Source organism: Aeromicrobium sp. REDSEA-S32_B7, from assembly GCF_001626145.1.
Taxonomy (GTDB): Bacteria; Actinomycetota; Actinomycetes; order Propionibacteriales; family Nocardioidaceae; genus Aeromicrobium; species Aeromicrobium erythreum.
The window spans coordinates 1-12,070 of record NZ_LUNF01000123.1 but is presented as its reverse complement, the minus strand read 5'-3'; the positions used below and the strand labels follow the sequence as shown (position 1 = coordinate 12,070).

General features: G+C 68.3%; 14 protein-coding genes and 1 pseudogene. 2 read left to right on the top strand and 13 right to left on the bottom strand.

Features of this window, described 5'->3' with window-relative positions:
* Positions 1 to 243 precede the first annotated feature (243 nt).
* The 9 genes from A6Q79_RS08985 to A6Q79_RS08945 form a co-directional block, all read right to left on the bottom strand.
* Complete coding sequence (locus A6Q79_RS08985; protein WP_286689664.1) at positions 244 to 594, bottom strand: hypothetical protein; 351 nt, start codon at positions 592 to 594, stop codon at positions 244 to 246.
* Positions 591 to 1,130 carry a hypothetical protein gene (locus A6Q79_RS08980; protein ID WP_286689663.1) on the bottom strand — a complete coding sequence of 180 codons (540 nt, stop codon included), beginning with the start codon at positions 1,128 to 1,130 and terminating at the stop codon, positions 591 to 593. The genes A6Q79_RS08985 and A6Q79_RS08980 overlap by 4 nt, the downstream gene beginning before the upstream one ends.
* 461 nt (positions 1,131 to 1,591) lie before the next feature.
* The gene (locus A6Q79_RS08975) at positions 1,592 to 2,209 is read right to left on the bottom strand and encodes a toll/interleukin-1 receptor domain-containing protein (protein WP_353681407.1); all 618 of its coding nucleotides are present in this window, start codon (positions 2,207 to 2,209) and stop codon (positions 1,592 to 1,594) included.
* A 349-nt stretch (positions 2,210 to 2,558) separates the two neighbouring features.
* The gene (locus tag A6Q79_RS08970) at positions 2,559 to 3,788 is read right to left on the bottom strand and encodes a hypothetical protein (protein WP_286689662.1); all 1,230 of its coding nucleotides are present in this window, start codon (positions 3,786 to 3,788) and stop codon (positions 2,559 to 2,561) included.
* Positions 3,689 to 4,702 carry a hypothetical protein gene (locus A6Q79_RS08965; protein ID WP_286689661.1) on the bottom strand — a complete coding sequence of 338 codons (1,014 nt, stop codon included), beginning with the start codon at positions 4,700 to 4,702 and terminating at the stop codon, positions 3,689 to 3,691. The genes A6Q79_RS08970 and A6Q79_RS08965 overlap by 100 nt, the downstream gene beginning before the upstream one ends.
* A gap of 1,007 nt (positions 4,703 to 5,709) precedes the next feature.
* Positions 5,710 to 6,192 (bottom strand): DUF4383 domain-containing protein, encoded by a 483-nt coding sequence (locus A6Q79_RS08960; protein WP_286689660.1) that lies wholly within the window; start codon positions 6,190 to 6,192, stop codon positions 5,710 to 5,712.
* A gap of 56 nt (positions 6,193 to 6,248) precedes the next feature.
* Positions 6,249 to 6,995 carry an MBL fold metallo-hydrolase gene (locus A6Q79_RS08955; protein ID WP_286689659.1) on the bottom strand — a complete coding sequence of 249 codons (747 nt, stop codon included), beginning with the start codon at positions 6,993 to 6,995 and terminating at the stop codon, positions 6,249 to 6,251.
* On the bottom strand, positions 6,989 to 7,120 hold the full coding sequence (locus tag A6Q79_RS08950; RefSeq protein ID WP_286689658.1) for a hypothetical protein: 132 nt from the start codon (positions 7,118 to 7,120) through the stop codon (positions 6,989 to 6,991). Before A6Q79_RS08950 ends, A6Q79_RS08955 begins: the two co-directional genes overlap by 7 nt.
* Positions 7,117 to 7,980, bottom strand: a complete 864-nt coding sequence (locus A6Q79_RS08945; protein WP_253023505.1) for a manganese catalase family protein — start codon at positions 7,978 to 7,980, stop codon at positions 7,117 to 7,119. Before A6Q79_RS08945 ends, A6Q79_RS08950 begins: the two co-directional genes overlap by 4 nt.
* A gap of 114 nt (positions 7,981 to 8,094) precedes the next feature.
* Between A6Q79_RS08945 and bla the strand changes: the two genes are divergently transcribed.
* Positions 8,095 to 9,024, top strand: a complete 930-nt coding sequence (bla, locus tag A6Q79_RS08940; protein ID WP_286689657.1) for a class A beta-lactamase — start codon at positions 8,095 to 8,097, stop codon at positions 9,022 to 9,024.
* A gap of 88 nt (positions 9,025 to 9,112) precedes the next feature.
* Here bla and A6Q79_RS08935 read toward each other — a convergent pair whose 3' ends face one another.
* Together A6Q79_RS08935 and A6Q79_RS08930 are read right to left on the bottom strand one after the other, a co-directional pair.
* Complete coding sequence (locus tag A6Q79_RS08935; protein ID WP_286689656.1) at positions 9,113 to 9,628, bottom strand: hypothetical protein; 516 nt, start codon at positions 9,626 to 9,628, stop codon at positions 9,113 to 9,115.
* A 54-nt stretch (positions 9,629 to 9,682) separates the two neighbouring features.
* Positions 9,683 to 10,093, bottom strand: a complete 411-nt coding sequence (locus A6Q79_RS08930; protein ID WP_067855578.1) for an HIT family protein — start codon at positions 10,091 to 10,093, stop codon at positions 9,683 to 9,685.
* Positions 10,094 to 10,130: 37 nt separating this feature from the next.
* Between A6Q79_RS08930 and prfB the strand changes: the two genes are divergently transcribed.
* Positions 10,131 to 11,246 (top strand): peptide chain release factor 2, encoded by a 1,116-nt coding sequence (gene prfB, locus A6Q79_RS08925; protein WP_286689655.1) that lies wholly within the window; start codon positions 10,131 to 10,133, stop codon positions 11,244 to 11,246.
* 28 nt (positions 11,247 to 11,274) lie between these two features.
* Here prfB and A6Q79_RS18610 read toward each other — a convergent pair whose 3' ends face one another.
* Both A6Q79_RS18610 and A6Q79_RS08920 read right to left on the bottom strand, forming a co-directional pair.
* Positions 11,275 to 11,409 carry an iron chelate uptake ABC transporter family permease subunit gene (locus A6Q79_RS18610; protein WP_369037998.1) on the bottom strand — a complete coding sequence of 45 codons (135 nt, stop codon included), beginning with the start codon at positions 11,407 to 11,409 and terminating at the stop codon, positions 11,275 to 11,277.
* A gap of 90 nt (positions 11,410 to 11,499) precedes the next feature.
* Positions 11,500 to 11,992 (bottom strand): annotated as a pseudogene (locus A6Q79_RS08920) (iron chelate uptake ABC transporter family permease subunit); the annotation flags it as partial.
* Positions 11,993 to 12,070 lie beyond the last annotated feature (78 nt).

The following is a 12,070-nucleotide window of genomic DNA, read 5'->3' as shown; positions in this document are numbered from 1 at the left end:
GACGGCCGTGAGTCCCGCATCTGGATCTTGGGCGACGGAGTGAGCTCCGCCGTCGCGTGAACCGGGACGACCGCGGGCCGAGAGACGTGCGTCAATGAGCGAGACTTGAAGGTTGTGTACGCGGCTGAACCGAGCAGCCACGGGCAACTTTCGCGAGAAACTCATACCACTGCATTTCATTTGCAATGACTCCGGGCAAGCGAGTTTCATCGCGGTACAAGGTCGAGCGCAACCCTCGAGCCTTCAGCCCAAATCGTCGAGAATAGAGTCCTTGAGATGATCCAGATTCAACGCTGACCGCTTCGCCGCCTCGTACAAATCCACGATGAGTGGGCCGACTTCATGGGCTAGGTGGCTGGACTTCTCAAAGACCTTTGTGCCTGAGCCGTCGCCTTCGGGATAGGCCCAAATCTCAACAACATACGGGGACTGGTCATCGGCATCACGAGACCTGACGAAGAACCCAAACCTCGAAGTTCGGTAGTCGAATTCGTATGACGAGTCCATAAACTGAGTCCAGCGGACGGACCTTTCGACAGTGCGCGTCAAGAGCTTGGCGAAGATCTCGCCCGCTTCCTCTTCCGTAAGCATCATTCGTCTCCGGATTCTCTCTTCAATCTTGCTATGAGCGTGTGCGATCGAGTGGAGACTGTCGGCATGAGCTTCAAAATCCGCTTCATGATGACAACTTGGTCCCTGCCCGGGTCGGTCAAAAGTTCACCCTTGGCGCGCTTCGCCAACAACGAGACGTTCTCAAGCATCTCAACGAAGTCCTGCTCCTCGTCAGGATCGCTCTGCGACACCGCTACCGCGACCTCAGTGCACAGTTGCGCATAGCCAACGAGCGAAGAAGCGAGACGAGGACGGTCATTGCCAGCGAACTTGTGGTGGACATCGTCCTCAACTTCCTGAATCCTCGGCAAAAGAAGAAGTAGATCATTGATGACTAGGCGCCTCTGCACTTTAGTCAGCAGAAGATTTGACTGTTCTTGCGCGGTGGCGGTTCGACTCAGCTGCCTCCAGGCAAGGTAGAAACCGCCGACCGTCACGACTGCTGTCACCAATTGCCACGAGTCCTCACGAGCCCATCGCTCATCGAGTCCAAGAACGTCGATGAGGAGCTGCGGCACACGCAGAGCCTACCGGGAAGAAGGGTCAAGGACGGATATTACTACTCAACAGGCTGCGTCGAGTAATCGCATAGTGCGTCGCTCGCCGGCTTCACAGACTGCGCCCCGCCGAAGACGACCACGTTCAGCCCCGTCACCAAGCTCGCCCTCGTGATACGCGCAACAGGTGCGCCGCGCTCGATAAAGTCCTCCAGATATAAGCCCGCGCCACGAAGTGGCGCACGTTCACCGGGCTGAACCCGCGCGCGATCCCGTCCAGATCGCCACATGCAGCCAGTTCCCACCCGACAGCATCGCGTCGACGAACGGCTGCGACACGTCGAGCCCGGAACCAGACGCTCGCGGAAGGGGAATGGGTCGTCTGCCTGGTCGTCCCGGAGGGCGGGATCGATCAACCCTTCCAGCTCCTCCCGCGTCGGGAGGCGCCAGTCTCGATGACCCGCGAAGTCGAGCGACTCGACCTACATGAGCGCAGCTTCGTAACTGAGTTCGCTTGGACTGAAAGAACCCGTCCATTCGAGACCCGAACCGGAGTCCCGGATGGTGACATCAGGTGAGGTTGACTTCTTTTCCGACTTCGCGTCGCGCGTAGCGGCTCGAGGCTCGTCGACAGTGTCGAGCACCTGTTCCGCCAACCCGCGGACTTGCGCCGGGCGCACGGGCGCACCCTCGACTAGGGATGTGGCATCCACCATCTGCCGCTTTCCTACCGCCTTAACGAACTCCTCATCGCCATCCGCGTACCGTCCACGGCCGAGAGGAGAGAATAAAATCGGAAAGATCAACCCGCGGTCTTCGGCGAAGGTTCGGTTGGCACGCAACTCGCCTTCGCGGCCGGCGAAGGATGCCCACTCGCGCCTGCACCACTCGGACCGAGAATATGAAGGAGACAAGATCGCAACCGCCAGCTGGCTGCGTTCCAGAGCTGTCGCGATCCGCGACTCCCAGAGGTCGGAGGTCATGAGCTCGGTCCGGTCGAAGAAGATCCTAGGAGGCTCGCCAGCCAACCTATTAATGGCCTTCGAAAGGTCGTTGCGGAATCCTTCGATCCATCCGTCGTCGTCATCAAGTGCGCGCAACTTAGAAAGACTTCGTACTCGCTCACATCACCAACGTAGTCGTTGAGCCAGTCGCGGGACTACGGCATCCCGATCCCAAGTAGGCACGCACCGCCTGAGTCGCGATGGCTGGTGCGCGGCGGTCTTTCATCAAGCACCAAACGCTGCTCTGCCAAACGGTCGGTCAGTCAGGCGGCGACCCCCGGCCGCCACAGAGGTTCCGGCCACCGCGCCGCTTCCACTCACCGCCCTAACGAACAAGCGATGCGCCCCAATTGAAACCCCGTCAGCGCACCCTTGCAGCACTGGAACCGCGGGGCGCGTATGGGAGTTGTCAGAATCCGAGAAACCTCGGGCACGTGGATCGTGCTCACCGGTCCTTGTCCGCGAGCGTCACCAGCCGCATCGCGTCGGGACTGGACGTCTGCTTGACGTAGATGAAGCTGCGTCCGCTGAGACGACTCGTGCCGGTGTCGTTGCTGCCGGGGAGGGAGAACAGCTTCCCGCGTCGCAGGTCGAGGACGAAGGCGCGGTCGCCTGTGGAGAAGCTGACCCAGTCGCTGGTGCCGTTGAGGTAGCCGACCGTGTTCCTGCCGAGGTCGACGGTAAAGCGACCGTGCTCGGTCGACTCGACCGTCAGACGGCGGCGGCCATCGGCTGTCGTGCAGGCGACGCGGACACCCTTCGCAGCGAAGGCGCCGCAATCCGCCGGCAACCCTGCGCCCGTGGCCTCTCCGGAAGATCCACGGTCCGGGTCCCAGCGTGTGAGCGTGCTGTCGACGAGGACGTCGAGCTCGCGGCCCGCCGCCCAGGCGCCGGTTGCCTTGGGCACGACCTTCTCGAGCTTGCCGCCGGTCAAAGGCACGCGGTAGGCGGAGGTCTGGACGACGTTCTGCTGGTCGTCCACACGATCGACCGCGACGACGTAGACGTCGTCGCCCACGACCTGCGGCCGGATGGCGTCGGGTGACGGCCAGGGCGGGTCCTTGATGCCGAGCTGCTGGTAGGACGCGAGCTCCTTCTCCACTCCCGTCTCGAGATTCAGCGCGTACAACCGCCACGGCATCGCGTCATAGTTTCCCTGCGTGGTCTCGACCCAGACCACGGTCTTGCCGGCAACGGCGACGTCGACGATGTAGCGCGGGGCCCCCGGCTTCCCGTGACGGGCAAGCTCTGTGACCTCGTTGGTCTTCGGGTCGACGGATATCAGTGCACCTCCGCGAGGGTCGTCCTCGGAGGGCTGACCCGACTTGGAGGTTCCCGAGAGGGACATGATCAGCCGACCATCGGTGCGGTCGAAGTAGACAACCTGCTGTCCGTCCAGGACCGTCGGGATGCGTGACTCCACGGTGTAGTCGTCGCCCTCCGTGAACGACGGCGGCGCGGGAGAGAGCGCGAACTGACGCTGCGGCTCGGGCTCCTTCGTCGTCGTGCAGGACGTCGTGCCGAGTACGACCGCCACCATCGCCGAGGCGATGGCGGCGGTCTTGCGCGCTGACGTCACAGGACGACGCCCCACGGCTGGGTGAAGATGCGCATGCTGGTGTTCCGCATCGCGTTGGTCTTCTGCGGAGCCTTCGACTGGCCCGTGTTCGTCCACCGGCCCGCGACCGGGTCCGCGTAGGCGAGCCTCGAGCCCGAGCCGGAGTAGCCGTAGCCCATGATCAGGTGGTCGATCGTGAAGGTCGTGTAGTGGTAGTTGTAGTGCGGGTTGCCCGCCCCGGCCAGCTCGCGCGTCCCGTACACGACGGCACGGTTGTAGACGCCGATCGAGTTGACGACACCGCTCTTGATGGACGCCGCTGACGGGCTCGAGACGAGGCGGGACGCGAAGCCGGCCCACCTCTTGAGCGTGAGCGGGATGCGCGACATGTTCGTGCCGCTGGTGGTGGTCGCGAGGTAGCGGGACGCTGCCAGCGTCGTCTGGGAGATGGTGTCGGAGGAGTTGTAGCGGCTCCGCTCGCAGGCGCTGCACGACGCGCGGATCGCCATCGCGACGGACGCGGGCCCGCAGTAGTAGGAGGTCCGCTGGGTGGAGTGGCGCACGGGCAGCGCCTTCTGCGTCGCCGCCATGATCTGGGCGTCGGAGTCGGAGTCGGACGTGGTCGACGCGTCGGCGGAGAAGTCGGGCTCGGGCTCGATCTCCGAGTACGGGCGCCCGGCGACGCGCTCGACCTCCGCGCGTGCCGCGGCGATCCGCTCGTCGAGCGTCGGCTCGCCGTCGGCCTGCGCGGTCGCGGCGCCGGCTCCACCGGCGAGGTACTTCTCGGCGTAGAGCGCGTGCAGTGCGTCGAGGGCGTCGTTGAGCGGCTTCTCGGCCTGTACCGACGGCAGGTCCCCGAGTGACTCGTAGCCGCTGGGCAACGCGATGCCCCGACCCTCGGGCGTGGCCGGCTCGTCCGCCGCGGAGGCCGGAGCCGCCGCGAGCAGCGCGGCGACCGTGACGGCCGACAGGACGGCGAGGCCGAGACCGGTGGTGGTGCGTTGCCTGCGGCGGCGTCGCGAACTGAACATGATGTGTCCCCCCTGGGAGCGTCGACGGTGTGTGCGTCGATCAACCCATGGGAGGAGTTGCGGGCAGAAGCGTTCGAACGATCTTCTGAAGACGGCTTGACATCCGGCCGCAGAGGTGCCAAGTCAGGGGCGCTCCGGTGTGCCTGCCTCGAGCGGTCCGGACGGTCGAGCGCCCTGTGCCCTCGGCTCGGTCCGGGCGAGACGGAGCTGGAGCGCGCTCAGCGGGTCACGGTCGCGCGACCTTCACGCAAGCGGTCGACGACGACGTGGCGACGGCAGCGTCGCTTGCACCCGACCGTGAGACGGAGACGCTCACGTCGATGCTCCTCTTCTGTCCAAGGGCTGTCAGTGGATCCGGCTTCCGCACCTCGAAGCCCTCGTCTCGAAGCACTTCTGTGGCCGAGTCGATCACGTCCCCGACCGACGCCTCGGGGACGTGAACCTCCTCTCGACGATGAAGCTCTCTTCCGCGTCCGATCCCTTGCAGGTGACAGGATGAGCGACGCGAAAGATTGGCCGAGATCCCGGAAGGGCTGCTGCCAGTCGCTTCGACAGCGCGACCTCTACGGTCTGCGCCTCAGCGCTGAGGCGATCGAACTCGCGTTGGCTCACTGGTGCCGAGGCGCAGGCGGACAGAAGGACCAGGAGCAGCACGACGTTCACGTGAGGTCGTCGCATCATGGCTGGTCGGCTCGCCATCCATCACCCTCCAACGCCTCGCTGAGGTCGGCTCGATCACGGGGTACAGCTGGATCTGCCGCGCACCGTAGAGGGAAGAAGGCTGGGGGAGTAGTGGCGTCGCGCGATTCCTGGCTGCGGCCATACGGACGGACGAGAACCGAGCGACGAGCCGGTAGGTCCCCGTCTCCGCCGGAGCACTTCGTCGTGCGCGCCTGTGGATGTCCGACGAGGCAGAGGCACGGAGAAATGCGCTGAGTCCCACCTCGGTCTCACCTCGACACGAATGCGTCCTGTGGGAGGGGCTGGGAGGCAGATGCCGACCTGCTTCAGCGCGTGTACTGCCCCTTCCGCTGCAACGCCGAGCCGACGGCGAAGCCGATGAGCAGGAGGGCGGCGGCGAGGACGGCGTGCAGCCAGGTGTCGGCGGTGTCGAGGGGTACGACGTTGGCGTCGGAGCCGTGGTCGACGACAAGCCCGTAGATGGTGAGGGCGGCGTAGATGATGCCGCTGCCCACGAGGTAGGCGGGAGCGAGGCGTGGGCGCAGCGCCGCCCCTAGGCCGAGCAGACCGAACAGCACGTGCACGAGGTTGTGCAGCACCGACACCTGGAACACGCCGAACAGCTCCGCGCCGCTGTGGTGGCCGCTGCCGCTCAGCTGGTCGAGGTCGGTCGTGACGCCCGGGACGAAGCCCAGGACGCCGACGAGGAGGAACACGGCACCGAAGAGGAGGGCTGCCCCGCGGGCAAGGACGACGGGGTCCTCGTCGGGGCGCGGGCCGGTGCTGGACAGGTGGTGGTTCTCGGACACGGTGGTACCTCTCGGTGCTGGTCAGGGGCAGGACAGGGCAGGTCAGGGCGTGCAGGTCAGGCGGCCCCGGCGACGCGGGCCATCGAGGCCGCGGCGCGGGCGCCGTCGAGGAACGGTTCGCCGTGGCCGGGCAGCACGACGGCGGCGTCGGTCTCGGCGATGGCGTCGAGCGAGGCGAGCGCACGGTCGCGGTCACGGGTGCCGGCGCGCGCGACGACGCGCGGCCCGCGACGTCCGGTGTACGGGTCGAGCGTCACCAGGGCGTCGCCGGTGAGCACGACGCCACGGTCGGGGAGGTGGAAGGCCACGTGGCCGTCGGTGTGGCCCGGCGTGGGCACCGCGCACAGACCGCCCGGGAGCAGCGTGTGCTCGTCCTGGACGAGCACAGGACTGTCGAGCCCCTCGACGTTCAGGGCACCCGCCCGCACCATCGCGGCCAGGTGGCGCCACGAGCCGGGGTGCAGCACCGGGTAGAGCAGCCGCGGCCTCCCCGGCCGGTAGCGGTACGGGCGCTGCGCGATCGGCCCGTCACCCGTGTGCACCCAGGTGTGCACGCCGCGCCGCTCGGCCACCGCGCACACGCCCAGGTGGTCGAAGTGCGCGTGCGTGAGCACCACGGCCTCCAGCGACTCCCAGCTCATCCTGCGCTGCCAGAGCAGCTGCTCGACCAGCGGCCTGCACCCGGGCAGGCCACCGTCGACGAGGACGCCACCACGGTGGGTGTCGTCCTCGACGAGGTAGCAGCAGGTCGACGCGTGCTCCACCCGGTGGACGCCGGGCGCGACGTCGAGCGTGATCACCATCGGCCTCCCGCTGCCGTGACCGCCAGCACCGCCCACCACGCCGCCACGAAGACGACGAGGCGGGCGACGCCGCGCGGCGCCGCGGGCGCGGTCGGCGCCTGCCGTGCGTAGGCGACTGGGCTCACGACAGCGCGTCCTTCGCCTTGTCGATGAGCCCCTTCGTCTCCTGCAGCTCCTGCGTCCCGTACAGACGCGGGTCGCCCGGAGCCAGCTCGGGGATCTGCCCGTGCGCCTCGATCAGCGCCGAGCGGAAGTCGCCGCGACCGTCCGGCGCCGGACCCGACGCCCACGACCCCTCGGTCGCCGCCTCGCCGTCGCTCGCCTGGATGAACGTGTGGGAGAACTCGTCGAACTCCTCCTCCAGCGGGAACGCCTCGGGCGTCGGCACGCCGTCGAGCCCGTCGGCCTTCAGCTCCTCGATGGCCGACAACCACTGCATCTGGTGCATGTGGTCACGTGTGACCAGGAACCGGATCAGGTCCTTCACGCCCCGGTCGTCGGTCATGTGGAACAGGCGCGCCACCTGCAGGCGACCCTGCATCTCGGCCGTCACGTTCAGGTGGAAGTCGGCCATCAGGTTGCCGCTCGCCGTGACGAACGCACCCGACCACGGCACGCCGTTGCTGTCGTGCGGGTAGGCGCCGCCGCCGTTGACGATCGTCTGCTGCGGGTTCTGCTGCCCGAACTCGCTGGCCTGCGTCGAGCCCGTCGTGTCGTCCGGGGCCATCGGCGGCGCCTTGTCGAGCAGCTGGTCGATCATCGTCGTGATCATCTCGACGTGGCTCAGCTCCTCGGTGCCGATCGACATGAGCATGTCCTTGTACTTGCCGGGCAGCCGACAGTTCCAGCCCTGGTAGAGGTACTGCATGGCGACGGTCATCTCGCCCCACTTGCCGCCCAGCACCTCCTGGAAGCGACGGGCGAACGCGGGATCGGGTGCGTCGGGGCGAGCAGTGAACTGCAGCGGCTTCTGGTGGGTGAACATGTCGGCTCCTCGTGGGTTCCGACGCGCGGTGCCGCACGTCGTGGTGGCCGGAGGCGTACCCGCCGCGGGCCACCCAGACACCTCCGTGTGGACGGGGATGGTCGAATAGGGGCCATGCGTCGCCTGCTGCTGCCCGTGGTCGCCACCGCCCTGCTGCTCGCCGGGTGCACCGGCGGAGGGAGCAGCGCCGACCCCGGCGCCACCTCCACGCCCACCGCGTCGCCCACCTTCTCGGCCGACTTCGCCGACCTGGAGCAGGAGTACGACGCGCGGCTGGGCGTCTACGCCATCGACACCGGCACCGGCCAGGTCGTGGAGCACCGGGCGGGGGAGCGGTTCGCGTACGCGTCGACGATCAAGGCGATCGCGGTCGGCGCGCTGCTGCACGAGAAGCCCCGGTCGGTGCTCGACCAGACCGTGCAGATCAGCGAGGACGACCTCGTCGACTTCTCCCCGCAGGTCGAGAAGGCGCTCGAGGCCGGGCAGACCGAGCTCACCGTCCGCGAGGTCGCCGACGCGGCCGTCCGGTACAGCGACAACACCGCCGGCAACCTGCTGTTCGACCTGCTCGGTGGTCCTGAGGAGCTGCAGGGCGTGCTCCGCGAGATCGGCGACCGGACGACGAAGGTGTCGCGCATCGAGCCCGACCTCAACGAGGCCACGCCGGGCGACGACCGCGACACCACCACGCCCGAGGCGCTCGCCACCGACCTGCGTCGGCTCGCGCTCCCGGCGGCCGACGGCGAGAAGGACGTGAACGACGGCTACGCGCGCGCCTTCCTCACCGACCTCATGGTGCGCAACACCACCGGCGACGACCTCATCCGCGCCGGCGTCCCCGACACGTGGGAGGTCGCCGACAAGACCGGGGCGGCCAAGTACGGCACCCGCAACGACATCGCGATCCTGCGCCGCGCGGAGGGCGCCCCGATCGTCATCGCCATCATGTCGTCCAAGGACGACCAGGACGCCGAGGCCGACGACGACCTCGTCGCCGACGCCACGCGCGTCGCCGTCGCCGGGTTCGGCGTCTCGAACGACTGACCCCGCCCGACCGACGGACCCAGACACGACGACGCCCACCCCGACCTCGGGGTGGGCGTCGTCGTGAGGTGGACGGGTCGGTGCGACGTCAGCAGCCGCCGCAGGTGTAGAAGGTGACGTCCCAGTGGCTGCCTTCCTTCGCGTACTCGTTGCCCGAGGCGGAGCGGTACAGCTGCGCGCCGTCGCTGCGGGTGCCGACGTAGGTGAACGTGTTCGTCACGTACGACGTCAGGCAGGTCGACAGGCTGAAGTCGAGCTTGTAGCCGTTGTAGTGCGAGTACGTGCCCGACGCGTGGCCGACCTCGGTGCCGCCCGTGATGTTCAGCGCGCAGCCGCTGGCCGACTTGAGGGTGCGCGCACCGTCGACGCTGGTCTGGCGCAGGCCCTCGAACGACGTGCACGACGAGTTGCTGCGCGTCGTGCAGCCTCCCGACGACGACCACGTGATGCCGGCCGCGCGGAAGGCCGACTCGGCCTGCGCCTGGGTCACGGCCGACGCGGACGACGCGACGCCGACCACGCTGCCGAGCCCGAGCAGGGCGCCGGTCAGGAGGACGACGAGCCGTCGCAGGACAGGTGCTTTCTGGTTCCCCGATGTGTTCATGGCTCCCATGCCAACCCGAGTCGGCGCCATGACGCAAGCCCCCGGCGGTGACGATCAGTCGACGAGCGCGTGACGCAGACGGTCGCGGTACTCGCGCGCCTCGCCGTCGGCGTAGCGGGTGCGCGGCCAGAAGAAGCCGCGCAGGCCGTCGCCCTTCGTGCGCGGCACGACGTGCACGTGCAGGTGCGGCACGCTCTGGGAGACGACGTTGTTCATGGCCACGAACGTGCCCTGCGCGCCCAGCTCGCTCGACATCGCGGCGGCAGCCCGGCGGGCCGCCGCGAACAGCGGCACGGTCATCGGCTCCGGCAGCTCGAGCAGGGTGTCCACGTGCTCGCGCGGCACGAGCAGCGTGTGGCCCTTGAACACGGGCCGCACGTCGAGGAAGCCGAGCACGTGCTCGTCCTCCAGCACCACCTCGGCCGGCTCGTCGCCGGCGACGATCTTGCAGAACAGGCACGCCACGGTCTCGATCCCACCACAGGGCCGGTAACCTCGACAGGTGGCCACCGACTTCCCCGAGCAGATCAAGGAGCTCGGCGCGACCCTGACCTCCATCGAGAAGGTGCTCGACCTCGACGCGATGCAGCGCGAGATCGACGAGCTCCAGGAGCAGGTCGGCGCGCCGGACCTCTGGGACGACCAGGCGAACGCGCAGCGCGTCACCGGTCGTCTGTCGACGCTGCAGGCGCAGCTCGAGCGCATCACGGGTCTGCGCGGCCGGCTCGAGGACCTCGAGGTCCTCGTCGAGCTCGCGCAGGAGGAGGGCGACGCCGACTCCCTCGCCGAGGCGGAGTCCGAGCTGACCAAGCTGCAGCAGGCCGTCGAGTCGCTCGAGGTCCGCACGCTGCTGTCGGGCGAGTACGACGAGCGCGAGGCCCTCGTGACCATCCGCTCCGGCGCCGGCGGCGTCGACGCCGCCGACTTCGCCATGATGCTGCAGCGCATGTACACGCGCTGGGCCGAGCGCCACGGCTACCCGGTGGAGGTCTACGACACCTCCTACGCCGAGGAGGCCGGCATCAAGTCGACGACGTTCGCCGTCAAGGCGCCCTACGCCTACGGCACGCTCTCGGTCGAGTCCGGCACGCACCGTCTCGTGCGCATCTCCCCGTTCGACAACCAGGGCCGGCGCCAGACGTCGTTCGCGGCGATCGAGGTCGTGCCCGTGCTGGAGCAGACCGACGAGATCGACGTCCCCGACGAGGAGATCCGCGTCGACGTGTACCGCTCGTCGGGTCCGGGCGGCCAGAGCGTCAACACGACCGACTCGGCCGTGCGCCTGACGCACATCCCCACGGGCGTCGTGGTCAGCTGCCAGAACGAGAAGAGCCAGCTGCAGAACAAGGCCAGCGCCATGGTGATCCTCAAGGCCAAGCTGCTCGCCCTCAAGAAGGCCGAGGAGCGCGCCCACCTCGACTCGCTGCGCGGCGACGTGCAGGCCACGTGGGGCGACCAGATGCGCAACTACGTGCTCAACCCGTACCAGATGGTCAAGGACCTGCGCACCGAGCACGAGACGGGCCAGACCCAGGCCGTGCTCGACGGCGAGATCGACGACTTCATCGAGGCCGGCATCCGCTGGCGCCGCGGCCAGGAGGCCGAGGCCACCGCCTGACCGACCCTGACGGGTCGGCCAGGCCCACTCATCCGCTGCGGCGCGAGCGGTGCAGCAGGTACAGGAAGTACGGCGTGCCGATGGCGGCCGTGAGCAGGCTGGCCGACAGCTGGGTCGGCGCGATGACCGTGCGTCCCAGCAGGTCTGACAGGCTCAGCAGCACGGCACCGAGCAGGGCCGTCGTCGACAGAGAGCAGGTCGAGGCGCCGTGCGCCGGCGACGCACACCGGCAGCAGCACGGCGCAGGCGACGACGAGCGGCACGAGGTGCTCGTACGCCCGGCCGTAGGTGGAGCCCGACAGCCAGGTGAGGGCCTTGGAAGCGTTGAACGGGTCGGTCGCGACGATGAGCACGGTCACCAGGGCGATCGCTCCATACGCCACCCCCACGCCGAGCAGCACCAGCCGGTCGGTCGCGAACCCGCTGCGCGCAGCGAGTCCGAACACGAGCGTCGCCGCCACGACCGCACCGACGGCGCTGGCGCCGGAGATGGCCCAGTAGGTCGCCGCCGGCGCAGCGGTGACCACCAGCACGGCGCCCACGGAGGCGCCGCCGGAGACCCCGAGCAGCGTCGGGTCAGCGAGGGGGTTGCGGGTGACGCCCTGGATGATCGCGCCGGACACGGCGAGCGCGACCCCGGCGAGGGCAGCGGCCAGCACGCGCGGTGCGCGGGCGTCCATGACGCTCGACGTCACCGGGCCGCCGCGCCCGGCAAGCCAGTTGATCAGGTCGCCCACGAGGAACATCCGGTCGCCGACGAGCATCGAGGCCCCCGCGACCACCGCGAGGAGCACGGCGAGGATGCCGACGAGCAGCAGCGGGCG